Origin of the sequence: Bradyrhizobium sp. 482_C4_N1_8, assembly GCF_052075965.1 — a bacterium.
Classification (GTDB): Bacteria; Pseudomonadota; Alphaproteobacteria; order Rhizobiales; family Xanthobacteraceae; genus Bradyrhizobium; species Bradyrhizobium barranii.
Map to the genome: position 1 here is coordinate 8,825,745 of NZ_CP197231.1, position 26,986 is coordinate 8,852,730.

At 64.0% G+C, this 26,986-nt stretch carries 22 protein-coding genes; 8 read left to right on the plus strand and 14 right to left on the minus strand.

What is annotated here, in order from left to right:
* Positions 1-91 precede the first annotated feature (91 nt).
* The 6 genes from fmdA to urtA all read right to left on the minus strand — a co-directional run bounded on the left by fmdA (position 92) and on the right by urtA (position 6,350).
* A complete protein-coding gene (gene fmdA, locus AB7Z56_RS41810; protein ID WP_063980000.1) occupies positions 92-1,321 on the minus strand; it encodes a formamidase in 1,230 nt (409 codons plus the stop codon).
* Between the two features lie 28 nt (positions 1,322-1,349).
* Entirely contained in the window at positions 1,350-2,039 is a 690-nt protein-coding gene (gene urtE / locus AB7Z56_RS41815) for an urea ABC transporter ATP-binding subunit UrtE (RefSeq protein WP_063980001.1), read from the minus strand.
* Positions 2,040-2,052: 13 nt separating this feature from the next.
* Complete coding sequence (gene urtD, locus AB7Z56_RS41820; protein WP_354233256.1) at positions 2,053-2,808, minus strand: urea ABC transporter ATP-binding protein UrtD; 756 nt, start codon at positions 2,806-2,808, stop codon at positions 2,053-2,055.
* Positions 2,809-2,872: 64 nt separating this feature from the next.
* Positions 2,873-4,015: an urea ABC transporter permease subunit UrtC gene (gene urtC / locus AB7Z56_RS41825; RefSeq protein WP_028155261.1), complete on the minus strand. Its 1,143-nt coding sequence runs from the start codon at positions 4,013-4,015 to the stop codon at positions 2,873-2,875.
* A gap of 18 nt (positions 4,016-4,033) precedes the next feature.
* The gene (gene urtB / locus AB7Z56_RS41830; RefSeq protein WP_063980002.1) at positions 4,034-4,960 is read right to left on the minus strand and encodes an urea ABC transporter permease subunit UrtB; all 927 of its coding nucleotides are present in this window, start codon (positions 4,958-4,960) and stop codon (positions 4,034-4,036) included.
* Between the two features lie 130 nt (positions 4,961-5,090).
* Positions 5,091-6,350 (minus strand): urea ABC transporter substrate-binding protein, encoded by a 1,260-nt coding sequence (gene urtA / locus AB7Z56_RS41835; protein WP_063980003.1) that lies wholly within the window; start codon positions 6,348-6,350, stop codon positions 5,091-5,093.
* A gap of 169 nt (positions 6,351-6,519) precedes the next feature.
* On the opposite strand from urtA, the gene AB7Z56_RS41840 reads away from it, so the two are divergent.
* Together AB7Z56_RS41840 and AB7Z56_RS41845 are read left to right on the plus strand one after the other, a co-directional pair.
* Complete coding sequence (locus AB7Z56_RS41840) at positions 6,520-9,891, plus strand: hybrid sensor histidine kinase/response regulator (RefSeq protein ID WP_063980004.1); 3,372 nt, start codon at positions 6,520-6,522, stop codon at positions 9,889-9,891.
* A complete protein-coding gene (locus AB7Z56_RS41845) occupies positions 9,875-10,801 on the plus strand; it encodes a response regulator (RefSeq protein WP_049812732.1) in 927 nt (308 codons plus the stop codon). The genes AB7Z56_RS41840 and AB7Z56_RS41845 overlap by 17 nt, the downstream gene beginning before the upstream one ends.
* A gap of 230 nt (positions 10,802-11,031) precedes the next feature.
* On the opposite strand, the gene AB7Z56_RS41850 is transcribed toward AB7Z56_RS41845, so the two are convergent.
* Positions 11,032-12,534 carry a flavin-containing monooxygenase gene (locus AB7Z56_RS41850; protein WP_063985944.1) on the minus strand — a complete coding sequence of 501 codons (1,503 nt, stop codon included), beginning with the start codon at positions 12,532-12,534 and terminating at the stop codon, positions 11,032-11,034.
* 125 nt (positions 12,535-12,659) lie between these two features.
* A complete protein-coding gene (locus AB7Z56_RS41855) occupies positions 12,660-13,418 on the minus strand; it encodes a S1 family peptidase (protein WP_063980005.1) in 759 nt (252 codons plus the stop codon).
* Between the two features lie 108 nt (positions 13,419-13,526).
* Between AB7Z56_RS41855 and AB7Z56_RS41860 the strand changes: the two genes are divergently transcribed.
* Positions 13,527-14,162 carry an HAD-IA family hydrolase gene (locus AB7Z56_RS41860; RefSeq protein ID WP_063980006.1) on the plus strand — a complete coding sequence of 212 codons (636 nt, stop codon included), beginning with the start codon at positions 13,527-13,529 and terminating at the stop codon, positions 14,160-14,162.
* Positions 14,163-14,284: 122 nt separating this feature from the next.
* Here AB7Z56_RS41860 and mtnA read toward each other — a convergent pair whose 3' ends face one another.
* The 3 genes from mtnA to AB7Z56_RS41875 form a co-directional block, all read right to left on the minus strand.
* Positions 14,285-15,394, minus strand: coding sequence for an S-methyl-5-thioribose-1-phosphate isomerase (gene mtnA / locus AB7Z56_RS41865; RefSeq protein ID WP_063980007.1), 1,110 nt, complete (start codon positions 15,392-15,394; stop codon positions 14,285-14,287).
* Positions 15,395-15,412: 18 nt separating this feature from the next.
* Entirely contained in the window at positions 15,413-16,288 is an 876-nt protein-coding gene (locus AB7Z56_RS41870; protein WP_063980008.1) for an S-methyl-5'-thioadenosine phosphorylase, read from the minus strand.
* A 279-nt stretch (positions 16,289-16,567) separates the two neighbouring features.
* Positions 16,568-16,840 carry a phosphopantetheine-binding protein gene (locus AB7Z56_RS41875; RefSeq protein WP_063980009.1) on the minus strand — a complete coding sequence of 91 codons (273 nt, stop codon included), beginning with the start codon at positions 16,838-16,840 and terminating at the stop codon, positions 16,568-16,570.
* A 358-nt stretch (positions 16,841-17,198) separates the two neighbouring features.
* Between AB7Z56_RS41875 and AB7Z56_RS41880 the strand changes: the two genes are divergently transcribed.
* From AB7Z56_RS41880 to AB7Z56_RS41895, 4 genes are all read left to right on the plus strand, one after another.
* The gene (locus AB7Z56_RS41880) at positions 17,199-18,416 is read left to right on the plus strand and encodes an acyl-CoA dehydrogenase family protein (protein WP_231143714.1); all 1,218 of its coding nucleotides are present in this window, start codon (positions 17,199-17,201) and stop codon (positions 18,414-18,416) included.
* Positions 18,417-18,481: 65 nt separating this feature from the next.
* Positions 18,482-19,462 (plus strand): amino acid--[acyl-carrier-protein] ligase, encoded by a 981-nt coding sequence (locus tag AB7Z56_RS41885; protein WP_063980011.1) that lies wholly within the window; start codon positions 18,482-18,484, stop codon positions 19,460-19,462.
* 94 nt (positions 19,463-19,556) lie between these two features.
* Positions 19,557-20,432 (plus strand): hypothetical protein, encoded by an 876-nt coding sequence (locus tag AB7Z56_RS41890; protein ID WP_063980012.1) that lies wholly within the window; start codon positions 19,557-19,559, stop codon positions 20,430-20,432.
* Between the two features lie 361 nt (positions 20,433-20,793).
* Positions 20,794-23,661 carry a PAS-domain containing protein gene (locus tag AB7Z56_RS41895; protein ID WP_063980013.1) on the plus strand — a complete coding sequence of 956 codons (2,868 nt, stop codon included), beginning with the start codon at positions 20,794-20,796 and terminating at the stop codon, positions 23,659-23,661.
* Positions 23,662-23,693: 32 nt separating this feature from the next.
* Here AB7Z56_RS41895 and AB7Z56_RS41900 read toward each other — a convergent pair whose 3' ends face one another.
* Positions 23,694-23,993, minus strand: a complete 300-nt coding sequence (locus AB7Z56_RS41900; RefSeq protein ID WP_063980014.1) for a hypothetical protein — start codon at positions 23,991-23,993, stop codon at positions 23,694-23,696.
* A 126-nt stretch (positions 23,994-24,119) separates the two neighbouring features.
* Complete coding sequence (locus AB7Z56_RS41905; protein WP_063980015.1) at positions 24,120-24,590, minus strand: MarR family winged helix-turn-helix transcriptional regulator; 471 nt, start codon at positions 24,588-24,590, stop codon at positions 24,120-24,122.
* A gap of 97 nt (positions 24,591-24,687) precedes the next feature.
* On the opposite strand from AB7Z56_RS41905, the gene AB7Z56_RS41910 reads away from it, so the two are divergent.
* On the plus strand, positions 24,688-25,056 hold the full coding sequence (locus AB7Z56_RS41910) for an antibiotic biosynthesis monooxygenase family protein (RefSeq protein ID WP_441256817.1): 369 nt from the start codon (positions 24,688-24,690) through the stop codon (positions 25,054-25,056).
* Between the two features lie 185 nt (positions 25,057-25,241).
* Here AB7Z56_RS41910 and AB7Z56_RS41915 read toward each other — a convergent pair whose 3' ends face one another.
* Positions 25,242-26,936: a bifunctional diguanylate cyclase/phosphodiesterase gene (locus tag AB7Z56_RS41915; protein ID WP_063985945.1), complete on the minus strand. Its 1,695-nt coding sequence runs from the start codon at positions 26,934-26,936 to the stop codon at positions 25,242-25,244.
* Between the last annotated feature and the right edge of the window lie 50 nt (positions 26,937-26,986).

Here is a 26,986-nt window from a genome sequence, read left to right on the forward strand (position 1 = left end):
ATCATCCCTACGCTGTTGCCTGTGAGAGAATTCCCGCGGCGGATGCGGGGCGGCAGATACGCGCCGTCCCGCATCCCGTCGCGCAGGGAGACTATTTGTCCGGCGAGATCGGCATCTGGATATCGCCCGTGATGTGCTTGATGGGTCCTGCCGCCGACGGCATCACGTCGAAGTCGAAGATCTCGGTCGGCAGCCACAGCGTGGCGCAGGCATTGGGAACGTCGACCACGCCGGAGATGTGGCCCTGGCACGGCGCGGTGCCGAGGATCGAATAAGCCTGGGCGCCGGAGTAGCCGAACTTCTTCAGATACTCGATCGCGTTGAGGCAGGCCTGGCGATAGGCGATGTGGACGTCGAGATAGTGCTGCTTGCCGGCCTCGTCGACCGAGATGCCCTCGAAGATGAGATAGTCCTTGTAGTTCGGCGTGATCGGCGACGGCTTGAAGATCGGGTTCTTGATGCCGTACTTCGCCATGCCGTCCTTGATCACCTCGACCTTCAGATGCAACCAGCCGGCCATTTCGATGGCACCGCAGAAGGTGATCTCGCCGTCGCCCTGGCTGAAATGCAGGTCACCCATCGAGAGACCGGCGCCCGGCACGTAGACCGGGAAGTAGATCTTCGAGCCGCGGGAGAGATCCTTGATGTCGCAATTGCCGCCGTGCTCGCGCGGCGGCACGGTGCGCGCACCTTCCGCACCGATCTTGGCTTTCACATCGCCCTTGGCGCGGCCGCCATGGGCGGTCGCCGCGAACGGCGGGTTGGCGAGGCCGGGCACGCGGGTGGGGTTGGTCGAGATCAGCTCGGCCTCACGCTTGTTCCAGGTCTCCAGCATCTTCGGATCAGGCAGACAGCCGATCAGGCCGGGATGGATCAGGCCTGCGAAGTTGACGCCGGGCACGTGACGCGACGAGGTGTAGAGACCCTTGATGTCCCAGATCGACTTCTGCGCCAGCGGGAAATGGTCGGTCAGGAAGCCGCCGCCGTTCTGCTTGGAGAAGAAGCCGTTGAAGCCCCAAAGGCTCTCCTTCATCGGGCCGACGTCGAGCAGGTCGACGACGAGGAGATCACCGGGCTCGGCGCCCTTGACGCCGATCGGGCCGGAGAGGAAATGCACGATCGAAAGATCGATGTCGCGCACGTCGTCGGCGGAATCGTTGTTCTTGATGAAGCCGCCGGTCCAGTCATAGGTCTCGATAATGAAATCGTCGCCGGGATTGACCCAGGCCACGATCGGGATGTCGGGGTGCCAGCGGTTGTGCACCATGTCATTATCGTAAGCCGATTTGGTGAGATCGACCTTGATCAGTGTCTCTGGCATCGAGATGCTCCCCTTTCTACACGGTTGGTTAGACAGACAGATATTTCGAGACCTGCGCGGCATCGACGGCGTCGCGCGGATCGTCGCGCACGATCTCGCCGTTCTCGATCACCAGCACGCGGTCGGCGATATCGAGCGCGAAGCTCAGGACCTGCTCCGACACCACGATCGAGAGCCCCTTTTCGTCGCGGATGCGCTTCAAGGTGCGCGCCATGTCCTTGATGATCGACGGCTGGATGCCTTCGGTCGGTTCGTCCAGCAGCAACACCTTCGGCTTGGTCGCGAGCGCGCGGGCGATGGCGAGCTGTTGCTGCTGTCCGCCGGAGAGATTGCCGCCGCGGCGGCCCTTCATTTCCAGCAGCACCGGAAACAATTCGTAGATGTCGGCCGGCACTTCGGTCCCGCCGGAGACGACGAGGCCGGTCTCGATGTTCTCCTTCACCGTCATGGTCGAGAAGATCATGCGGCCCTGCGGCACATAGGCGAGGCCCTTTGCGACGCGCTCGTAGCTCGGCAGACCGCCGAGCTCGGCACCGTCCATGGTCACCGAGCCGCTTTTGGCGGGGAGAATGCCCATCAGCGATTTCATCAGCGTGGTCTTGCCCATGCCGTTGCGGCCCATGATCGCAACGATCTCGTTCGCGGCGACCTTGACGTTGAGCCCGTGCAGCACCTCGCTCTGGCCGTAGGCGACGTGAAGATCGGAAATAGCCAGCATCGTCGCGTCTCCTTTAATGGCCCAGATAGACTTCGACGACCTTGGGGTCGTTCTTCACCTTCTCCATGGTGCCCTCGGAGAGGATTTGCCCCTGGTGAAGCACGGTGACCTTGTGCGCGATGTCCTCGACGAACTTCATGTCGTGCTCGATCACCAGCACCGAGCGGTTCTTGATGATGCGGTTGAGCAGCTCGGCGGTCTTGGCGCGTTCGGACACGCTCATGCCCGCGACGGGCTCGTCGAGCATCAGCAGATCCGGATCCTGGATCAGCAGCATGCCGATTTCGAGCCACTGCTTCTGGCCGTGGCTGAGCAGATCGGCGTTCACGTTGAGCCGATCCTTCAGGAAGATCATTTCGGCGACTTCGTGCACCCGGTCGCGCACGGCGGCGTCGCGGGTGAAGCTCAGCGCGCCGAACACCGAGCGGCCGCGCGGATAGGAGATCTCCAGATTCTCGAACACCGTGAGATCGTCGTAGATCGACGGGTTCTGGAATTTGCGGCCGACGCCCGTCTTGACGATCTCGTTTTCCTTCATCCGCGTCAGCTCCTTGCCACGGAACTGGATCGAACCCGACGTTGCTTTGGTCTTGCCGCAGATCAGGTCGAGCACGGTGGTCTTGCCGGCGCCGTTGGGACCGATGATGACACGGATCTCGTTCTCGTCGACGTAGAACGAGAGATCGTTGACCGCCTTGAACCCGTCGAACGACACGGTCAGTGCTTCGACGGCGAGCAGGAATTCCTTGGGCTGATGACCGACGAGCATGATCTATCTCCTCACTGCCAGCGTGGCATCGGCATCGTGGTGACCTACGAGCATGATGACCTCCTCACTCCGCCGGGGCGCCGTCGGCGACCGAGCTGTCGGTCCAGCCGTCAGGTTTCGGTTTGCGCGACGAGATCAGGCGATCGATGCGCGGCTGCACGTAGTCGCCCCAGATCCCGGCGAGACCGTTGGGGAAGGCCAGCACCACGGCGATGAACAATCCGCCGAGGCCAAACAGCCACAATTCGGGGAAGGTTTCCGACAGGCTGGTCTTGGCGAAGTTGACCAGCAGCGTGCCGTAGACCGCGCCGAGGATCGAAAGCCGGCCGCCGACCGCCGTGTAGATCACCATTTCGATCGACGGCACGATGCCGACGAAGGACGGCGACATGAAGCCGACATTGAGCGCGAACATGGCGCCCCCGATCGCGGCGAACACGGCGGCAATACAGAAGGCGAAGATCTTGAAATTCGCGACGCTGTAGCCGGAGAAGCGGACCCGATCCTCCTTCTCGCGCATCGCGACCAGGATACGCCCGAGCTTGGAGTGCCGGACGAACTGCGCGATCATGATGCAGGCGAACAGAAGCCCGACTTCAAAGAAGTACAGCACGATCTTGGCGTGGTCGGGCCGGATGTCCCAGCCCTTCAACGTCCGCAGGTCGGTCATGCCGTTGATTCCGCCGGTGTAGCCCTGCTGTCCCACGATCAGGATGGTGAGGATGGCCGCGACCGCCTGGGTGATGATGGCGAAGTAGGTGCCGCCGACCCGGCGCTTGAACATCGCGGTGCCGATGATGAGGGCGAAGATGCCAGGCACGAGAATGATGGCGGCGATCGTGAAGGTGAGGCTGCTGAATGGCTTCCAGAACAGCGGCAGCGCGGTGATCTGATTCCAGTCCATGAAATCGGGAATGCCGGGCGTCGACTGGATCTTGGTGTTCTCCACGCTTGACGCCTCGAGCTTGAGGAACATCGCCATGCAGTAGCCGCCGAGCCCGAAGAACACGCCCTGACCGAGGCTCAGAATGCCGCCATAGCCCCAGCAGATCACCAGCCCCAGCGCGACGAAGGCATAGGTCAGGTATTTCGCGACCAGATTGAGCCTGAAGACATCAAGTGTGAGCGGCAGGACCACCACCAGGAAGACCGCGAGCACCAGAATTCCGATGAACTCCGATCGATTGAAGAAACGATTGTCGGTCATTGCATCAGCCCCAGTTTCTCACTTGCGGACCTTGAGGGCGAACAGCCCTTGCGGCCGCAGCATCAGGATTCCGACAACCGCAAGCAGCGTCAGCACTTTCGCCATCGAGCCCGACATGAAGAACTCGAGGGTGGATTGCGTCTGCGAGATCGAGAAGGCCGAGGCGATGGTGCCGACCAAACTGGCGGCGCCGCCGAACACGACCACCAGGAACGTGTCGACGATGTAGAGCTGTCCGGAAGTTGGCCCGGTGGAGCCGATCATCGTAAAGGCGCTGCCGGCGACACCGGCGATGCCGCAGCCGAGACCGAAGGTGTAGCGATCGACCTTTTCGGTATTGATGCCGACGGCTCCGGCCATGATGCGGTTCTGCACGACGGCGCGAACCTGGCGGCCCCAGCGCGACTTGTACATGACATAGGCGACGCCGATGGTGATCAGCACAGTGAGGCACATCACGAAGACGCCGTTGATCGGCACCTCGATGCTGTCCGTGACGTGCAGCGATCCGAGCATCCATTGCGGGAGCTCGACGCCGACCTCGCGCGCGCCGAACACGGAGCGATAGGCCTGCTGCAGCATCAGGCTGAGGCCCCAGGTCGCCAGCAGCGTGTCGAGCGGACGCTTGTAGAGATGCCGTATCAGCACCCACTCCACCAGCATTCCCAGGGCGCCGGATGCGACGAAGGCCAGGATCATCGCCAGGAAGAAATAGCCGCTGAACAGGCTTGGCAGATAGGCTTGGAAGAAATTCGAGGTCATCCAGGTGACGTAGGCCCCGAGGATCATGAACTCGCCATGGGCCATGTTGATGACGCCCATCTGGCCGAAGATGATCGCAAGCCCGAGCGCCATCAGGACGTAGACCGAGAACAGGATCAGTCCCGCAAAACCCTGCATGACGAAGATGGAGCCAAGATCACCAAGCGAATAGTCGCCGAACATCGATGTCCTCCGTCGGGGATAAGGTCCCGCGTCGCGAGCAGGTTCGCGACGCGGGGGTCTTGGGCGTGGATTTGCGGTCCACGCCAGGGAGCGGCTTGGTGTTGAGGAAAGGCGCGAGCGACGTCGCGACTTACTGGTAACCCTTGGGGAACGGATCCGGCTCGACGAGATCGGCGGTCTCGTAGATCAGCTCGAACTGGCCATCGAGCTTGGCGCGTCCCACCCGGGTCTTCGACCAGAGGTGATGGTTTTCGTGGATGCGGACATAGCCTTCCGGCGCACCCTTGAACTCGACGCCGGGCGAGGCCGCCGCGATCTTGTCGACGTCGAACGAGCCCGCCTTCTCCACCGTCAACTTCCACAGCCACGGGCCGAGATAGGCAGCCTGGGTGACGTCTCCGATCACGGTCTTTTCGCCCCACATCTTCTTGAACGCGGGCACGAAGGTCTTGTTGTTGGGATTATCGAGCGACTGGAAGTACTTCATGCAGGCATAGGCGCCCGCGATGTTCTCGCCGCCGATGCCGTCGATTTCGTCTTCGGTCACCGAGATCGTCAGCAGCGCCTGTTTCGAAAGGTCGATGCCGGCGGCCTTGAGCTGCTTGTAGAACGCCACGTTCGAGCCGCCGACGACGTCGGTGAAGATCACGTCGGGCTTGGTCAGCTTGATCTTGTTGATGACCGAGTTGAACTGGGTGTTGCCGAGCGGATAATACTCCTCGCCGACGACCTTGCCCTTCAGCACATTCTCGACGTGCTTGCGTGCGATCTTGTTCGAGGTGCGCGGCCAGATGTAGTCGGAGCCGATGAAGAAGAACGACTTGGCGCCCTTTTCCTTGGCGATCCAGTTCAGGCCGGCGAGAATCTGCTGGGTGGCCTCCTGGCCGGTGTAGATCACGTTCTTGGACTGCTCGAGGCCCTCATAGAAGGTCGGGTAATAGAGCATGCCGTTGTACTGCTCCATGACCGGCAGCACCGCCTTGCGGGATGCCGAGGTCCAGCAGCCCATGATCGCCGCGACCTTGTCGTTGACGAGCAGCTTCTTGGCCTTCTCCGCAAAGGTCGGCCAATCGCTGGCGCCGTCTTCCTGGATGAACTTGATCTTGCGCCCGAGCACGCCGCCCATGGCGTTGATCTGCTCGATGGCGAGCTTTTCGGCCTCGATCGAGCCGGTCTCGGAGATGGCCATGGTGCCGGTCGCCGAGTGCAGGATGCCGACCGTCACCTCGGTGTCGGTGACCGCCAGGCCCGTCGTGTTGATCGCCGAGGTCGCCGGAGCCTGCGCGAAAGAGGCCCGCGGCAGCATCGTAATGGCCGGCACGGCGGCCATTCCCATCAATAGTTTGCGCCGGAGCGGCGACAACAGGCCCTTGTTTGCTTCGTCTGACATGAGCACCCCACTTTTGTTCGAGGACACGCGATTGGTGCCGTGAGGATGGCTCGAATTTGTGCAGCGCAAGCATACGCAAGATCGCGTATACTGCACCGCAAAATACCGACGTAGGCTTCTGGTACGGAATTTGCGAGGGCTCTGGGACGTATCGGGAGTGGGGTAACGAGTGGCAGGGCGGCAGCGAATAGACCGCGTCAGGCGCCAGTACAACCAGTGGGTCGCCAACCAGACGCTGGAAGACTACGCGCTGCGCTTCACCGCCAAGAGCGCGCGCCGCTGGTCTGCCGCCCGTGTCGCCAACACTGCACTCGGCGCCATCTCCTTCCTGGCGCTGGAAGCGATCGGCGGCACCATCACGCTGAACTACGGCGTAACCAACGCCAGCGCCGCGATCCTCGTCGTCTCCATCATCATCTTCTTCTGCGGCGTGCCGATTGCCTATTACGCAGCCAAGTGCGGCATCGACATTGACCTGCTCACCCGCGGCGCCGGCTTCGGCTATATCGGCTCGACCGTCACCTCGTTGATCTACGCCTCCTTCACCTTCATCTTCTTCGCCATCGAGGCGGTGATCCTGGCAACGGCGCTCGAGATGTGCTTCGGCATTCCGCGCCCGATCGGCTACCTCATCAGCGCGGTGGCGATCATTCCGCTCGTGACCTACGGCATCACGCTGATCAGCCGCTTCCAGCTCTGGACGCAGCCGATCTGGATCATCCTGCACATCCTGCCCTTTGCCGCGATCGCCTGGGCCAACCCCTACTCGTTCACGGAGTGGCGCAAGTTCGCCGGCGAGCATGGCGACCCGAGCGGACATTTCGATCTGCTGCTGTTCGGTGTCGCATCCTCGGTGGTGTTCTCGCTGGTGGCGCAGATCGGCGAGCAGGTCGACTTCCTCCGGTTTCTGCCGCGCGACCGCCGCACGTCGCGAACGTCGTGGTGGATCGCCCTGCTGATCGCGGGACCGGGCTGGATCATCTTCGGCGCACTGAAATTGTTGCTCGGCTCGTTTCTCGCCTTCTTTGCGCTAAGCCACGGCCTCTCGGGCGAGCTGGCGGCCGAGCCCGCGCACATGTATCTCGAAGCGTTTCGCTACGTGCTGTCGCAGCCGGATCTGGCGCTGGCGCTCACCGGCATGTTCGTGATCCTGTCGCAGCTCAAGATCAACGTCACCAACGCCTATGCCGGCTCGATCGCCTGGTCGAACTTCTTCTCGCGTCTGACGCACAGCCATCCCGGCCGGGTCGTCTGGCTGGTGTTCAACGTGATGGTGGCGCTGCTGTTGATGGAGATCGGCGTCTACAAGGCGCTGGAGCAGACGCTGGCGCTCTATTCCAACGTCGCGATCGCCTGGGTCGGCGCGCTCGTCGCCGATCTCGTCGTCAACAAGCCGCTTGGCCTGCGCCCGCCGCAGATGGAGTTCAAGCGCGCCCATCTCTACGACATCAATCCGGTCGGTGTCGGCGCCATGACGATCGCGACCATCGTCTCGATCGCGGCGTTTTACGGCCTGTTCGGTCCGACCATGAAGGCGCTCGCCGCCTTCGTCGCGCTCACGGTCGCCTTCGTCACCGCGCCTGTTATCGCCTGGCTCACCGACGGAAAGTACTACATCGCGCGCAAGCCGAAGCGGAGCTGGGCCAATATCGAGTCGATCCAGTGCTGTATCTGCGAGCACAGTTTCGAGCCGGAGGACATGACGTCCTGCCCCGCTTACGCCGGCCCGATCTGCTCGCTGTGCTGCTCGCTCGATGCACGCTGCCACGACCTCTGCAAACCGCATGCGCGCGCGCAGGTGCAGTTCGCCGAAGCGCTCGGCAGGATTCTTCCTGAACCGATCTACCGGCGGATCAACTCGCAGTTCGGCCACTATATCGGCGTGTTCATGGTCTCCGCCGGCCTCGTCGCGCTGGTGCTGGGACTGATTTATCTCCAGACCTCGGCGAGCGTGCCCGGCGAGAATTTGCTCGTCTCGAACGTGCTCTGGAAGGTGTTCTTCTCGCTCAGCATCATCATCGGCGTGGTGGCCTGGCTGTTCGTGCTGGCGCAGCAGAGCCGCCGCGCCGCCGAGGCCGAGACGCGGCGGCAGACGACGCTGCTGATCCAGGAGATCGACGCGCACAAGCGCACCGACGCCGAGCTTCAGCGCGCCAAGGAGGTCGCCGAATCCGCCAACCTCGCCAAGAGCCGCTACGTGGTGGGCCTGAGCCACGAGCTGCGCTCACCGCTGAACGCGATCAGCGGCTATGCCCAGCTCCTGGAGCAGGACGCGACGCTCAACACCAAGCCGCGCGACCAGGTCCGCGTCGTCCGTCGCAGCGCCGATCACCTCTCCGGCCTGATCGACGGCATTCTGGATATTTCCAAGATCGAGGCCGGGCGGCTGTATCTGTCGCGCGACGAAGTGCGGCTGAGCGAATTCCTCGACCAGCTCGTCGGCATGTTCCGTCTCCAGGCGGCCGCCAAGGGCATCGACTTCGTGTTCAGGCGGCCCGCGCATTTGCCGGTCGTGGTCTACGCCGACGAGAAGCGGCTGCGTCAGGTGCTGATCAATCTGCTCTCCAACGCGATCAAGTTCACCCAGACCGGCAGCGTGCAGTTCGTCGTGCACTATCGCAGCCCCGTTGCCGAGTTCGAAGTGATCGACACCGGCCCCGGCATCCAGGGCGACGACCTCGAACGCATCTTTGCACCCTTCGAGCGTGGCGCGCTCGGCGTCTCGCAGCCGCAGACGGGCACCGGGCTGGGCCTGACCATCAGCCGGCTGCTCGCCGGCGTCATGGGCGGCGACATCAAGGTCCTGAGCACGGTTGGCGCCGGCAGCACCTTCAAGGTCAAGATGCTGCTGTCGGAAGTCGCCAATCCGCTGCGCATCGCGCCGGTGGAGGCGCCGGTCTCCGGCTATCGGGGCGCACGCAAGACCATCCTCATCACCGACGACGACCCCGTGCATCGCGACCTCCTGCGCGAGGTGCTGGCGCCGCTCGGCTTCATCCTGCTCAGTGCACCCGATGGGCCAGGATGCCTCGCGCTGGCGCAGCATTGCCGGCCCGACCTGTTCCTGCTCGACATCTCGATGCCTGCCATGGACGGCTGGGCCGTCGCGGAGGCCTTGCGCACGAGCGGCCATCACCAGGCGCGCATCCTGATGGTGTCGGCGAGCGCTCTGGAGGCTCACGGCACGCCGCTGGCGCAGCCCTTCCACGACGGCTATTTGATGAAGCCAATCGACATCCCGCGGCTGCTGGAGACGATCCGCCAACTCCTAAAGATCGAATGGCAGTACGGCTCGGACCAGATCGCGGTGCCGTTCTGGCGGCTCGAGAGCGGATCAAGGCCACCGGTGCGGCACATCGAGGCGCTGATGGGGCTGGGCCAGATCGGCTACGTCAAGGGCATCCAGTTGAAGCTGGACGAGATCGGCAGCGAGCACCCCGAGCATGCCGACTTCGTTGCGGAAATGCGGTCGCTCGTCGACCGCTTCGATCTCGACCGGTACATGGCCACATTGAAGACGTTGCATGCGCATGAGCATTGAGTCGAGGAAGCGCGATGTCGCGCTCGTTGTCGATGACTCCCCGGAGACGCTGCGGCTGCTCACCGATGCGCTCGACGGCGCCGGGATGACGGTGATGGTGGCGCTCGACGGCGCGGCCGCGATGCGCATCGTCGACCAGATCACGCCCGACATCGTGCTGCTGGACGCCGTGATGCCCGGCATGGACGGTTTCGAGACCTGCCGCCGCCTCAAGCGCGACGCGGGCGTTGCCAACGTGCCCGTGATCTTCATGACAGGCCTTGCAGAGACCGAGCACATCGTGCGCGGGCTGGAGGCCGGCGGCGTCGACTACGTGACAAAACCGATTGTGATCGAGGAGATGCTGGCGCGCATCCGCGTCCATCTCGGCAATGCCCGCCTGACTCAGAGCGCGCGTGCCGCGCTCGACGTCTCCGGCCGCTTCCTGTTCGCAGTCAACCGCCAGGGCCACATCCTCTGGGCCACCCCGCAGGCGCAAAAACTGCTGGCCGATCATCATGGCGCGCAGGCCGACGACTTCGTCCTGCCGCCATCACTCCTGCAATGGCTGGAGCAGGCGAAGGACAAGGGCAGCTCGAAGTCGCAGGCGGCTCCCCTGCCCGACAATCCGCAACTGCGGCTCTACTACATGGGCGAAACCGCGCCGAACGAGTTCCTGCTGCGGCTGTCCAAGGAGTCCGGCACGGCGCTGCCGCCCGAATTCACCAGCGAGCTCGGCCTCACCACCCGCGAGGGCGAGGTGCTGGCCTGGCTCAGCAAGGGCAAGACCAACCGCGACATCGCGCAGATCCTGGGCTTGAGCCCGCGCACCGTCGACAAGCACCTGGAGCAGATCTACGCCAAGCTCGGCGTGGAGAACCGGACCGCGGCGGCGGCGATTGCAACGAATGCAACGCGAAGGAATTCGTAGCAGCACTGCAAATGAGTTGAGACGCAGTTCGCCCAACAAACAGTGTCGTCCCGGACAAGCGAAGCGCAGATCCGGGATCCATAACCACAGGGAGAAGTTTGGCGAAGACTCGGAGTGAGCGGTTCGCCCTAGAACCACTGCCTGGGAGTATGGGTCCCGGGCTCGCTTCGCGCCCCGGGACGACAGCCGTGTGCGTGGCAATCGCTACCGCCCCTCACACGAACAATCACTCACCCGTAAACAAACGCCCCGTCATCCAGATCCGTCTTCGGGATCTCGTCCTTCTCGGTCCAGTAATCCTGGCTGTGCTGCCATTCCGGCTTGTCGCCGCGCTTGGGGAGCAGGTCCATGTTGCGCATGATGTAGCCGGGGTTGAAGTTTTCCGGATCGATCCAGGGCAGGATCGGCATGTTGTGGTCTTCAGCGCGCAGCCTGACTTCGACCTTCTTCGTGCCCTTGGCCTTCATGTGGCCGAGCAGCCGGCAGACGAAATCGGCGACGACGTCGACGCGCAGCGTCCAGCTCGCACGGAAATAGCCGAACACCCAGACCATGTTCGGCACGCCCGTGAACATCATGCCGCGATAGGTCACGGTGTCGCCGAAGGCGAGCGGCTTGCCGTCGATCTCGAAGGCGATGTCACCGAGCGCCGCAAGATTGAAGCCGGTTGCGGTGACGACGACGTCGGCTTCCAGCAGCTTGCCGGACTTGAGCTGGATGCCGTTCTCGACGAAACATTCGATCTCGTCGGTGACGACGGAGGCCTTGCCGCTGGCGATGCCCTTGAACAGATCGGCATCGGGCACAAAGGCGATACGCTGCCGCCACGGCCGGTAGGTCGGCGTGAAATGCGTTTCGACGTCGTAGTCCGGCCCGAGAACCGCGCGGATCTGGTCGATCAGATCCTTCTTCACCTGCTCCGGCTTGGCAATGCAGAGCTTTGTGAAAGCATCCTGCTCGAACAATATTTTGCGGCGGACGATCTCGTGGATCCATTCCTCGTCGACCTGAAGCCGGCGCAGCTCCTCGGCGATCTCGATGGCGTTGCGGCCGAGCCGGAAATAGGTCGGCGAGCGCTGCAGCATGGTGACATGCGCGCAGGCGTCGGCGATGTTCGGCACCAGCGTCGCCGCGGTCGCGCCCGAGCCGATCACGACGACCTTCTTGTTCGCGAGGTCGATATCGTCGGGCCAGCTCTGCGGATGGACGATGCGGCCCTTGAAGCGGTCCATGCCCTTCCATTCCGGCGTGTAGCCTTCGGAATGGCGATAATAGCCCTGGCACATCCAGAGGAAGTTGGCGGTGAACGTTTTCGCCTCGCCGGTGTCGGTCGTCGTCGCCTCGATGGTCCAGAGATTTTGCTCGCTCGACCAGCTCGCGGAATTGATCTGGTGCTTGTAGCGGATGTGCGGGGCGATATCGTTGTCTTCGATCACCTCGTTCATGTAGGTGAGGATTTCCTCGGCGGTCGCGATCGGCGGGCCGACCCAGGGCTTGAAGCTATAACCGAAGGTATGGAGATCGCTGTCCGAGCGAATGCCGGGATAGCGATGCGTGCTCCAGGTGCCGCCGAACGTCGCCTGCGTTTCCAGGATGACGTAGCTCGTGCCGGGAAGCTGCTTTTCGATGTGATAGGCGCTGCCGATGCCGGAGATGCCGGCACCGACGATCAGCACGTCGAAATGTTCAGAGGCCTGCTTGGTTGTGGCGTGACTGCGGACAGCGACATTCATTGTTGCTTCTGTGCCTTGCTTGTTTTTGTGGCCGCCCTTGACCGGACGGCGCGTTTCCTCCGCGACGGGCATGGTCGCCCATCGCGCTTCCACTTCAAAATGACACAGATCAATTCGCGGTCAAACTATAACGCCGCACCCCAGCTCCGCGCGGTCTGCAAAATCCAGTCGCGATAGAGGGTGAGCGGCGTGACGCCGGTCAATCCGCCGCAGCCGGCGGCGCCGTTCGGTCCCGTGGACCAGCTGATGACGCCGACAAGCACCGGACCGTTCGGCTTGTCCTCGAACACCGGACCGCCGGAATCGCCGGTGCAGGCGCCAATTCCGTCGCGAACACCGTTGGTTACGGGATCGACCAGCCGGATCTGGAACGTGCCGGGCTGGCCCGTGGCCACGAGCCCGGCAACGCGCGTCGCGCCGCCGCTCTTGCCATCGCCACGGACGGTGACGCCGATACCGGCGATGACGAAGCGGCTGCCAACCTGGATTGGAATGGTCGGCGCACCGACCGACACCGTCGATTTTCCCTTGAGTGGAATTTCCAGTTGCAACAATGCCACGTCCGCGGTGGCGCGATGCGCCTGCATTGCCTGCATGTTGAAGTTCGGATGGATCGCGACGGTACGCACATTCAGCAATTGCGGCGCACCGTCAGCGCCGCGATCGACGATCTTGTAGTCCGCGCCGGGCTGCACACAGTGGGCAACCGTCAGCACGACCTTCGGAGCGATCAGGCTGCCGGTGCAGAAATTGCCACGCGAGCCGACGATGGTGACGACCGCGCGCGCGACACCATCGGCCTGCGGCGTGCCGCCGCCGACGATGGCGTGTGCGGGCGTAGCGAGCAGCAGCGCGGCTGCGATGAGGGTTGCAAGCTTCTTCATGGGAACACGCTTTGGCGTCAGCATCGGTGACGGCGGGATTGCTTCGGACTGGCCCTTGCCGATAGCGCATGCTAGCGCTCTTGGGAAGGAATTGACGAGGGCGGGATCTTGACGATCGAGGCTGTGATCTTTGATTTTGGCGGCGTGCTGACGAGCTCGCCGTTCGAGGCGTTCGCGCGGTACGAGACCGAGCGCGGTCTGCCCGTCGACATCATCCGGCGCACCAACGCCGCCAATCATCTGGAAAACGCCTGGGCCAAGTTCGAGCGAGCCGAGGTCGACATCGACACCTTCGACAAGCTCTTCGCGGAAGAATCGCGCGCGCTCGGCGCGGAGGTGCGCGGCCGCGACGTGCTGCCGCTGCTTCAGGGCGATCTGCGTCCCGAGATGGTCGAAGCTCTCAAGCGCATCAAGGCGCAATTCAAGACCGGCTGTATCACCAACAATCTGCCTGCCAACGCGATCGGCAGCATGACCGGGCGCTCACTCTACATCGCCGAGGTGATGGTTCTGTTCGACCACGTCATCGAATCCGCCAAGATCGGCCTGCGCAAGCCCGACCCGCGCATCTACAGGATGATGGTCGAGACGCTGAGGGTCGATCCGAAGAATTGCGTCTATCTCGACGATCTCGGCGTCAATCTAAAACCCGCGCGCGAGATGGGCATGACGACGATCAAGGTAGCCAGCGGGGCCCAGGCCATCGCCGAGCTCGAGGCGGCGACGGGGCTGAAGCTGCGCTAGTCTAGCCTGTCATTGCGAGGAGCGAAGCGACGAAGCAATCCAGAGTCTTTCCGCGCAGGGATTCTGGATTGCTTCGCTGCGCTCGCAATGACGGCGTAGAGCCATCTCGCCTGGCAGACTGACTACTCCGCCGCGGCGGCGATCCGCTCCGGAAAGGCGGCCGCCAGCGATGCTCTATCCGGCTTCAGCACACCGCGCTCCGTGATGAGACCAGTGACCAACCGCGCCGGCGTCACGTCGAACGCGTAATTCGCGACCGGCGAGCCCTCCGGCACGATGCGCACCGTCTCCAGCCGGCCGTCGGCGGTGCGGCCGGTCATGTCGGTCACCTCCGTGCCGCTGCGCTGCTCGATCGGAATGTCGCGGATGCCGTCATCAACGGCGAAATCGATCGTCGGCGACGGCAATGCGACATAGAACGGCACGCCGTTGTCGTGCGCGGCAAGCGCCTTCAAATATGTGCCGATCTTGTTGCAGACATCGCCATTGGCGGCGACGCGGTCGGTGCCGACGATGGCGAGGTCGACCATGCCGTGCTGCATCAGGTGTCCGCCGGTGTTGTCGGGGATCACCGTGTGCGGCACGCCGTGATGGCCGAGCTCCCAGGCCGTGAGCGAGGCGCCCTGGTTGCGCGGACGGGTCTCGTCGACCCAGACATGGATCTTGATGCCACGCTCATGCGCCAGATAGATCGGCGCCGTTGCGGTGCCCCAGTCGACGGTGGCGAGCCAGCCGGCATTGCAATGGGTCAGCACGTTGACGGTCTCGCCCGGCTTCTTCTTTGCGACGATCGCCTCGATCAGCTTCAAGCCGTTGCCGGCGATGCCGCGGTTGATCTCGACGTCCTGCTCGACGATCTCGTCGGCGCGCGCATAGGCCGCCTCCGCCCGTTCAACCGGATCGACCGGCGCGAGCGCCGTGCGCATCTCGTCGAGCGCCCATTTCAGATTGATCGCGGTCGGCCGCGCCACGACCAGCGTGTCATAGGCGCGCTTGAGGCCGGCGTCTGATGAGTCCTCGCGCATGGCGAGCGCCATGCCGTAGGCCGCGGTTGCACCGATCAGCGGCGCGCCGCGCACCAGCATGTCGCGAATGGCGACCGCAGCGTCTTCGCAAGAAGTCAGCTTAGCGATGACGAACTCATGCGGCAGCCGGCGCTGGTCGATCGCGCCGACCGACCAGCCATCGCGCTCGCGCCAGATGCTGCGAAAATGCTTGCCGTCAACCTTCATGGCATTCTGCCTTTCGTATCACGCCCGCAGGATGCGCCCGGCCACCGCATCGAGCTTCTTCAAGAGCTCGGGATCGCGCGCCTCGGGCGCCGTGATCAACGCGGTGTCGAGCGCGCGGTCCGAACCGATCGGGCACGGCTCGTGCTCGCGCGGAAAATCCGTCGCGAGCCGCGCCACCAGCGCCTTCGCCTTGTCGGCGTTCGAGGTCAGCACGCGGATGATGTCCTGGACGGTGACGGCGTCGTGGTCGGGATGCCAGCAGTCGAAATCCGTCACCATCGCGACCGTGGCGTAGCAGATCTCGGCCTCACGCGCGAGCTTTGCCTCGGGCATGTTGGTCATGCCGATCACGGAATAGCCCGATGTCTTGTAGGTCATGCTTTCCGCATAGGTGGAGAATTGCGGCCCCTCCATGCAGACATAGGTGCCGCCGCGCGCAAACGCGATGCCCTCGGCTTCGGCTGCCGCCCCAAGATGGATACGAAGCCGCGGCGAGACCGGATGCGCCATCGACACATGCGCGACACAGCCCCGACCGAAGAACGAGCTCTCGCGCTTGTGGGTGCGATCGACGAACTGGTCGACGAGAACGAAGGTGCCGGGTGGCAGCTCCTCCCTGAACGAGCCGCAGGCCGAGAGCGAGATCAGGTCGGTGACGCCGGCCCGCTTCAGAACATCGATGTTGGCGCGATAGTTGATGTCGGAGGGCGACAGCCGGTGACCCTTGTCGTGCCGCGGCAGGAACACGATCGGCAGGCCGGCAATCGAGCCGCGCCGCAGAGGGGCCGACGGCTCGCCCCAGGGGCTCTTGATCACTTCTTCGCGCGCACCCTCGAGACCCGGCAGATCGTAGATGCCGGAGCCACCAATGATGCCCAATACCGCCTGCGTCATGCCTGCTCCACCCTGTCAGCTATGTGCGACATGGTTAAGCTATGCCAGTTTTGCGGCGATTTTGAAACGGGGGTGGTGGGGCGATGCCGGTGCTGTGAGGGGCGTGGAGTGCTCGCCTCACACTCGATGTCGTCCCCGCGAAAGCAGGGACCCATAGCCACAGGGCGCAGTTTGGCGAGGGTTCGTCGTTCTGTACTGCGACCCTCAACGATCGATAGATTCCGCGGTATGGGTCCCTGCGTTCGCAGGGACGACCCGGGGAGAGATAGGTACGTCTAATTAAGCCGCCGCGGCCAGCTGCAGCTGGTTCGCGACCATCCGCTCCAGCGTCTCGACCGACTGGAAGTTCTCGGGCGTGATCTCGGACTGCGGGATGGTGAAGTCGAACTCGGCTTCGACGCCGAGCATCAGATTGACCATGTCCATCGAGGTCAGGCCCGCATCGACGAGCCTCGCCTGTGGCGTGATGTCCGCGGTGAGCGAGTTCTGCTCGAGGATGCCCTTCACCAGCTTGATGACGCGATCGCGCACGTCGGTATCGAAGGCCTGCATCGGTAAATTCCCATCTGTCTATTCAACGGTCGGACCGGTTGCCGGCTACGATGGGCGCGACGGGCCGATCCCACAATGGGCGCCACCATTACTTCGCCTTTCTTAGTAAACGATGACTCAGATTGTCTGGAATTCCGGGTTCTTCCAGATCCCTAACGCGATCACGGAATTGTCGGCGATGCAAACAACCCGAACTTAACTGTTCGTTGGGAATTGCGGTTTGTTTACCCTCTATTTCATCGACGAATTTGAATTAAATCCGTAGCCTCGTCTCACAAGCAAAATGGTCGGAGGATCGCTTGCACGGCATCGCGAATGATGCCGGCGATCCTGAACGGCAAACCGGAGGCGGACGAGTATGAACGTGCGTGAAGCAGTCCTCACTGTCGACGAAACGCAAACGAGCTTTCTCGAACACGGCCCCTCCCTCATCGAACGCGCCACCCGGACCGCCACTGCGGCGGCGGCCGACGCGGACGGGGTCGATCGCGACGCCCGCTTCCCCCACAAGGCTTTCGAGGTCGCGCGTGAGCAGAAACTGCTCGGCGTCATGATCCCGGTCGAGTTCGGCGGCCTTGGCGCTTCGATCTACGACGTCACCGACATCTGCTACACGCTCGGGCGCGCCTGCGCCTCGACCGCGATGATCTATGCGATGCACACGACCAAGGTCGCCTGTGTCATCAGGCACGGCCACGGCATCCCCTGGATGGAAACGATGATGCGCCGGGTCGCCCGCGACCAGTGGCTGCTCGCCTCCTCCACCACCGAAGGCCAGAACGGCGGCAACATCCGCGCTAGCGCCGCGGCAGTCGACCACGCCGGCGACGCAGTCTCGCTGATGCGCGACGCCACCGTGATCTCCTACGGTGCGGAGGCCGACGGCCTCGTCACCATCGCCCGCCGCGCCACCGAGGCCGCCGCCTCCGACCAGGTTCTGCTGGCGCTCGCCAAGGACGATTATTCGCTGAAGCAGACGCAGGGCTGGGAGACGCTCGGCATGCGCGGCACCTGCTCGACCGGCTTCGAGCTGAAGGTCGATTGCCCGGCCGACCGCATCTTCCCGGAATCCTATGACAAGATCCATGCCCAGACCATGACGCCGTTCGCGCATCTGTGCTGGTCCTCGGCCTGGGCCGGCATCGCGGCTGCGGCCGTGACCCGTGCGCAGGCTTTCGTTCGCAAGGCGGCCCGCACCTCGGGCGGCCAGATGCCGCCGGCCGCGGCGCATTTCACGGCCGCGAAGATGTCGCTGGCCAAGCTGCGCGCGCTGATCGCAGCCAATGTCGACACCTTTGCCCGCGCCGAACATGACGAGCGCGCGCTGAGCTCGCTCGATTTCCAGTCTTCGATCACGCTGTTGAAGGTGCAGGCCTCCGAGCTCGCGGTCGAGACCGTGATGCATGCGATGCGCACCGCGGGCCTCTCCGGCTACCGCAACGACGGCGAGTTCACCATGGGCCGCCACCTGCGCGACGTGCTGTCCTCACCGATCATGATCAACAACGACCGCATTCTCGCCAACGCCGCCACGTCGACGCTGATGAGCGGCATTCCGGCAAGCCTTCGGGACTAGAAAGCCTTCGCGACTGACGTGCCTTTCGGCCAAAAAGAACAATTTCAGATAGCAGGAAGTCGAACATGAACATTGCTGTTCTCCCCAACTCGCCCGAGACCGCGCCGCAAATCGCAGATCCGCTCGATCATCTCGCCGACAAGCTGTTCCACCCCATGGGCTCGGACGGCGTCTACGCCCGCACCGCGCTCTATGAGGGCGTCGTCGAGCGTCTCGCCGCGCTGATCACGAGCGATCGCGAGGCCGGCACCGAGGTCATGCGCTTTCCGCCGGTGATGAGCCGGGCCCAGCTCGAGAAATCCGGCTATCTCAAGAGTTTTCCGAACCTGCTCGGCTGCGTCTGCGGCCTGCACGGCACCGAACGCGAGATCAACGCGGCGGTGAGCCGCTTCGACGCCGGCGGCGACTGGACTTCATCGCTCTCGCCGGCCGACCTCGTGCTGTCGCCCGCCGCGTGCTACCCGGTCTATCCGATCGCGGCGAGCCGCGGACCTTTGCCGAAGGGCGGCCTGCGCTTCGACGTCGCCGCCGACTGCTTCCGCCGCGAGCCGTCGAAACATCTCGACCGGCTGCAATCGTTCCGGATGCGCGAATATGTCTGCATCGGCAGCCCCGACGACGTCGCCGATTTCCGCGAGCGCTGGATGGTGCGCGCGCAGGCGATTGCCCGCGACCTCGGCCTGACCTTCCGCGTCGACTATGCCAGCGACCCCTTCTTCGGCCGCGTCGGTCAGATCAAGGCAGTGAGCCAGAAGCAGCAGCAGCTCAAGTTCGAGCTCCTGATCCCGCTCCGCTCGGAGGATCAGCCGACCGCCTGCATGAGCTTCAACTATCACCGCGAACATTTTGGCACGACCTGGGGCATCCAGGACGCCAATGGCGAACCGGCCCACACCGGCTGCGTCGCCTTCGGCATGGACCGCCTGGCCGTCGCCATGTTCCACACCCACGGCACCGATCTCGCCGCCTGGCCCGCCAAGGTGCGGGAGATCATGGGCATGCAGCCGTTAGCCACGGCCGATGCCCATGGTGAAGGCTGGCGCTAGAGCGTGATCCGGAAAACTGCGGGGCGGTTTTCCGAAAGATCATGCTGAAACGATAGAGCGAACGAGGCCTCCCATTTCCACGGGTAAAACGAGCGTGATCCACACCAAGGTCCGATGCCGCGAGATCACCGAGGCCGACGTCGATGCGGTCGCGGACCTGCTGACGCGCGGCTTCGTCGGCCGCTCGCGCAATTACTGGATTCAGGGGCTGCGCCGACAGGCCTTCCGGCCCGTGCCGGAGGGCTATCCGCGCTTCGGCTACATGCTCGACAATGACGGCGCGCCCGTCGGCGTGCTGCTGCTGATCTACACGGCGCGAAAGCACGGCGAAGAGGCCGCCATCCAGTGCAATTTGTCGAGCTGGTATGTCGATCCGGCCTACCGCAACTACGCCCCGCTGCTGACCAAGATCGCGCAGCGGCACAAGGATGTCACCTATCTCAACATCAGCCCGGCGCCGTGGACCTGGCCGATCATCGAGACGCAGGGCTTTCGTGCCTATTGCCACGGCATCTTCTTCTCCGTGCCTGCACTCGCGCGCCCTCCGCGCTGGAGCAAGATCGAGGTCATCTCGCAGCACGCCAAGGCGATCGAGGGGCTGACCGACGACGAGACGCAGCTCCTCACGCGGCATGCCCGCTACAATTGCCTCAGCCTGGTCTGCCGCACGCCGAAGGGAACGTTCCCCTTCGTCCTGCAGCCGGTGCGCATCCGCCGCGGCTTCATCGCACCGCCGGCGATGAAGCTGATCTATTGCCGCAGCGCCGCCGAATACGCCGCCTGCGCAGGCCGCATCGGCCGGCTGCTGCTGCGACTTGGCAAGATCTCGGTGGCGATCGACTCCAATGGCCCGATACCCGGCCTCGCCGGCATCTACACCGAGCGGCGCGGTCGTAAATATTTCAAGGGCCCGCACCGGCCGCAGCTCGGCGACCTCACGGACACGGAACTCGTGCTGTACGGGCCGTAGGGTAAGGTCGGGCCCAACATCCGCCGTCGTCCCTGCGAACGCAGGGACCCATACCGCGTGATCTACCTGTGAGCCCAGACGCCGGTACCGCGGGAAGATCATTCCGGATCAGTCTTCGCCAAACTGCGCCCTGGGGTCATGGGTCCCTGCGTTCGCAGGGACGACACCTGATTTGTTGCAGGCTCTCGGCCAACTCTGGCTTGCAGGCACTTCCGCATTCGCGCGCCGGCACACACTCTACGCATCCCCAGTCACCCTCCGTAAACTACTGCGCTTAAGGGAATTTTCCGGCCTCTTCGCTACGCTCAGTGGCTGAACTACGTTGCGTTAAGTCTATTGCCGGCCGAGACCCGTCGATCCCATGACGCCGATCCGCGATAACGAGCTTGGTGCACGCCACGCAGAGGGCCCGCAGGCCCTCGTCGGGCTGAGCCAGCTTGCGCTCGATCACATGGAGCAGGGCGTCTGCGTCTACGACGCCGACAACCGGATCGTGCTGGTCAACCAGAGCTATCTGTCGCTGTTCGACATGTCGGCCGACATCGTGCATGTCGGCACGAGCTACCGCGAGGTGCTCGCACACAGCGCGGCGCGCGGCAACTTTCCTCAGGACGAGCTCGACGCGCTGTATACGAAGCGGATCGCGCAGATCGCAGGCGGGAAGCCGTTCCGCACGGAGCAGCAACTGGCGAGCGGACTCGTCATGGCGCTCGAGCTGAAGCCGCTTCCCGGCGGCGGCTGGATGACGATCTGCGATGACGTCAGCCGCCTCGCCCGGCTCGAGGCGGAATTACGCGTGCAGACGGAGCGCAGCCAGCACGCGCTCGCCAACATGTCGCACGGCCTCATCATGTACGATGGCGACAGCCGTGTCGTCGTCTGCAATGAGCGGTTTCTGAACCTCTACAATCTCGACCCCGACATCGTGAAGCCGGGCGTCTCGCATTGCTCAGTGATCGAACACTGGATGTCGCGCGGCAACCTGCCGGGCATGCCGATTGACGAATTCCGCCACACGCGCCTGGAGGACGTGCGCGCCAGGAAAGCGAAGACCCTGCTGGTGATGCGCTATGACGGCCGGATGGTGCAGGCGGTGTCCCGCTTCCTGCCCGACGGCGGCTGGGTGACGGTGCATGAGGACGTCACCGAGCGGCTGCAGTACGAAGAAGCGCTGCGGCAACAGAACTTCATCCTCGATGCGGCGCTGGAGAACATGGCGCACGGGCTCGCCTTCTACGACAGCGACATGCGCCTGCGCGTCTGCAACACCACCTACCGCAAGATCTATCGGCTGTCGCCGGAGGAAACCAGGCCTGGCACGCATCTCGGCGAGCTGATCGAGCGGTCGATGGTGAACGGGGCGTTCACTTCCGAATACAGTCCGCAACAGCTGCTGGAAGCCGCCAGCGCGAGGATCGCGAACCACGATTCCTCGCCGATGCGCCGGCGCATGTCGAACGACACCGTGATCTCGGTGCGCTACTGCGCGCTGCCCGAGGGCGGCTTCGTCGCCACCTACGAGGACATCACCGACCGCGAGCGCGCGATCGAAGAGCTGAGCGAGCAATACCGCCGCTTCGACGCGGCGCTGAACAACATGAGCCAGGGCCTGTGCATGCTCGATGCGAGCCTGCGCGTCATCGTCTGCAATCGCCGCTACATCGAGATGTATGGGCTGTCGCCCGATGTCGTGAAGCCCGGCGTCTCGATGCGCGAGATCATGGAGCATAGCTGCGACCTCGGCATCCATCCGAACACGACCGCCGCGAGGATCTATGCCGACTATGTCGAAAGGCTGCGCGAGGGCGAACACACGCTGCACCGTCACCTGAACGACGGCCGCATCATCAAGCTCAATCACAAGCGGATGGAGCACGGCGGCTGGGTTGTCACCTATGAGGACGTCACCGAGCGCCACAAGGCCCAGGCCCGCGTGGCGCACATGGCGCAGCACGATTCACTCACCGACCTGCCCAACCGCACGCTGTTCCGCGAGAAAATGGGCGAGGGACTGAACCAGGTCGCGATCGCCGGCGGAGCGATGGCCGTGCTGTGCTTCGACCTCGATAATTTCAAGACGGTCAACGACCGCCTCGGCCACGCCGCCGGCGATCGGCTTCTGCGCTGGGTCGCGTCACGGCTGAAGGAGAATGTCGGCGAGCATGACACCGTCGCCCGCCTCGGCGGCGACGAGTTCGCCGTTCTCCAGCGCGGACCGCAGCCGCAATCGGCGGAACGGCTCGCCCGCCGCCTGGTCGAGATCATCGGCCACCCGCCGCCGCTGGAAAGCCAGTCGATCCATGTCGGCGTTTCCGTCGGCATCGCGATCGCGCCCGATCACGGGCTCGATGCCGACGAGCTGATGAAATGCGCCGACCTTGCGCTGTACCAGGCCAAGGCCAAGGGGCGCGGCGCCTACCAGCTGTTCGAGCCCGAGATGGAGGAACAGGCGCGCGGCCGGCACGCGCTGGAGCACGATCTGCGTGGCGCGCTTGAGGCACGCGAATTTCACCTCGTGTTCCAGCCGCAGGTGCGGCTCGACACCACCGAGCTCACCGGTTTCGAGGCGCTGCTGCGCTGGAAACACCCCTCCCGCGGCTTGGTCTCGCCGGCCGAATTCATTCCTCTCGCGGAGGAGAACGGGCTGATCGTCCCGATCGGCGAATGGGTGCTGCGCACGGCCTGTGCGACCGCGGCGTCCTGGCCCGATGTCACCGTCGCGGTCAATTTGTCGCCGGTGCAGTTCCGCTCGCGCGGACTCGTGGCGATGGTCGCGAGCGCGCTTGCGGAAGCCGACCTGCCGCCGCAGCGGCTCGAGCTCGAGGTCACCGAGACCGCGCTGCTCGACGACAGCGAGGCGACGATCGAGATCCTGCACCAGCTCCGCGCGCTTGGCGTGCGTGTCAGCCTCGACGATTTCGGCGTCGGCTATTCCTCGCTGAGCTATTTGCGCAAGTTTCCGTTCGACCGCATCAAGATCGACCGTTCCTTCGTCGGCACGCTCGGCGAGAGCCCGGAGAGCGTCGCCATCGTTCGCACCATCGCCAGCCTCGGCTCCGTGCTCGGCGTCGAGACCACGGCGGAAGGTGTCGAGACCATCGAGCAGCTCGACTTCGTCCGCGAATGCGGCTGCACAGCAGTCCAGGGCTACTATTTCGGCAGGCCGTGCCCGGCAGCCGAGGTCGGACGCACGATCGAGCGACTGAGCGCGGTCAGACGCGTGGCGTGACGCTCCGCTTCACCGCGACGCTCTCTCTATCGTTACGCCCGACACGACCTCAGGCGATTGAGCGTGGCACGATCGGCCGATGCGAGCGCATTGCTCCACTCCCGTTCGGAGAGGTCTCCGACCAGGCTGGAAAGGCTGATGGCAAGTGCACGAAGCCGCGCATTCTCCTCAAGAAGCAAAAAAACGTCGTTCGACGGGGATTCATCGTCCGAAAAGCTAGCGCCTTCGCAGAGCTGCTGCGACAAGAGTTCGAAAGACTCGTCACGCACGGTATCTTCGGCAGTGGAAATCAGCTTCTGTCTCTTATGACGCATTAAATCTTCATCACTCATGGCAAATTCCCCAACTCAGGACATGCCTCCAACCGCATTTGGATACATCGATTGAGTCGGCGGCGGATTTGAGTCCGAAATGGGCTCACACGATGTACGCCTCGTGTCCCCCGGCGCCTCGCTTGCTTACTCGTTCGCTTCACCGGCGTCTTTCAGACCGGCTCGCAGTGCGGTCACGACGCGATGGGCCACGTCGATATCCCTGACCGACAATCCATCCGCAAGGCCGTTGACCCACGGGACCTGCAAGCGGCCGGCGGCGTCGTAGACCTGCCTGCCCTTGTCGGTGAGCACCACAAGCTGCGCCCGGCGATGATGCGGGTTGGTCTCGAAGACAACGAGACCATCACGCGCGAGGTCGTTGACGATGCGCTGCACGTTCTGGCGATTGGCGCCGAGATTGCGGGCGAGCCAGGCGACCGGCTCCGGGCGCTCGGCGTCGGCGATCGCCCCCAGGATCTGCCAGCGCGCACTGGTGAGGCCGAGCGACGTCACCAGCCGGTCGCCAGCGGTCAGAAGCAGGCTGTTGGCGCGGAACATGTCGAGGATGAGGCCGGTCAGCGCTTCGCCCGCCGGGGTCCGTTTGGTCTTGTTCATTTGGCACCATTGATCCGTATTGACATCATGATGTCGATTAGCTATATCCGGGACTGTCGAATTGACATTATGACACCAAATTGACCGGAGCAATGTCATGCCCCTCATGCGCCCCCTCGACCCTGCCTTCCCGATCGACCGTCAGATCGCGCTCGAAACCGGCCCCGCGGTGCTCGTGAACGTGTTCACGCTCGACGCCGAGGATGAGCAGAGCTTCCTCAAGACGTGGCAGGACGACGCCGCCTTCATGAAGCGCCAGCCCGGTTTCATCTCCACCCAGCTTCACCGCGCCGTCGGCGACAGCCCGGCCTATCTGAATTACGCGGTGTGGGAATCCAACGCGCATTTCCGCGCCGCTTTCACCCACCCGGAATTCCGCGCAAAGATCGCCGCCTACCCCGCATCCGCAGTCGCGAGCCCGCATCTGTTCCAGAAGGTCGCGGTGCCCGGTATTTGCGTGGGGTAGCTGCGCGCCTCCCACTCAGCTGTCATGCCCCGGCTTGACCGGGGCATCCAGTACGCCGCGGCCTCTCGGCTTAAACACAACTGTCTCTGGAATACTGGATCGCCCGATCAAGTCGGGCGATGACAGCGAGCATGCGGAAAGCCCCGCGCAGCTCGTCGTTATCCGACGAAGCAAGGGACGCAGCTCTATCCTGCCGCAGGCAGTGCGCTGTCCGGCGGCGTGCCCCATGGGCGGTCGGCTGAGGCGAGCCCGATCAGGCGGCCCTGGATGTAGTCGCAGCCCCAGTCGCGCAGCATGGCGGCGGCCTCTTCGTCCTGCACCCACTCGGCGACCGTCTTGATGTCGAGGCGGCGGGCGAGGTCGATCAGGGTCTGCACAAAGGCGCGGTCGTCGGCGGAACGGGTGATGTTCTGCACGAAGGCGCCGTCGATCTTGACGATGTCGACGCCGAGCTTGCGCAGGTTTCGGAACGAAGTGTAGCCAGCGCCGAAATCGTCGATGGCGATGCGGCTGCCGAAATTCTTCAGCCGCGTGACAAAGCCACGCACGTCATCGATGTCCTGGATCGCGACCGTCTCGGTGATCTCGACGATCAGCCGCTCGGCGACGCCGGGGTGGGCCAGCATCAGCGACTCAATTCCCGCCCACCAGTCCGGATCCATCGTCGTATCAGGCGAGATGTTGAGGCTGAGGCAGATGTCGGGCGCGGCGGCGAGCTCGGCGACCACGAGCTCGAGCACGCGGTGATCGACCAGGCGGATCAGGCCGAGCCGTTCGGCAACCGGCACGATGTCGGGTGCCAGCAGCACCTGGCCGTCGCCCTGGTCCATCCGCACCAGGCATTCGTGGAACGCGCAGTCGCGCGAGGCGGCCGCGACCACCGGCTCATAGGCGAGCTTGATGCGGCGCTCGTTCAGCGCGGTGACGATCTCGTCGGTGACACGGATGTTGACGCGGCGCTGTGCGTCGCGCGCGGCATCCGGGCGCCACGCCGCGAACGAACCGACGCGGCGTTGTTTTGCCGCGTCCAGCGTCTCATGGGCGCGATTGACGGCCTCGTCAGTGCTGCGGGCATAGCGCGGCACGCTAACCGCGCCGATCGACGCCGTGACCGAGACCGGGCCGGATTTGGTCGGCACCACCTCGTCGCGGATGCCGGCAAGGAAGCGCTCGGCGGCGACGTTCATGTCATCGACGGTGCAGTTCTTCAGAATCAGACCGAACTTGTTGCCGGAGAAACGGCCGAGCACGTCACCGCCGCGCAGGCGGGCGCGGATGCGCTTGGCCACGTCGAGGATCACGGCGTCCGCGACGTCGAAGCCGAAAGCGTCGTTGACGCGGGCGAGATGATCGATGCCGACCAGCATGAAGGCTGCGGTCGAGCGGAAGCGGGTCGTCTCCTCGATCGCCTCGGCCAGCGCCGCGATCAGGTGGGAACGATTGAGCTCGCCGGTCAGCGGATCGAGCCGAGCCAGCTTGGCCAATTCCTCGTCGCGGGCGTGGCGCTCATTGTTGATGCGGATGGAGCCGATCGCGCGCACCGGGCGGCCATCGGGGCCGGCGAACCAGCGGCCGGTCTCCTCGATCCAGACCACGGGATCGGCGGCGCTCATGCGCACGCCATATTCGACCCGGTAGGGCGCGCCGTCGGCGCCGTGCACCGGCGAGGTCTGCGCCAGCGCGGCGGTCCGCAGCGTCTGCGCGGGCTCGATCAGCTTGGCGAATTCGGCGCCGGTCGCGAGCCGCTCGGGCGGGATGCCGGGAAAGACGCTGGCGACCTGCTCACCCCACACGATGGAATCGCTGGCGATGTCCCAGGCGAAAACGGCCTGACCAAGAGCGGCCAGGATGTCGGAGGCTTGCGGCAATGCAGGGGTCAAAATCGCCTCGTTTCGGGACAGCAGGGAGTCCTGAGTCGGCACAGAATACG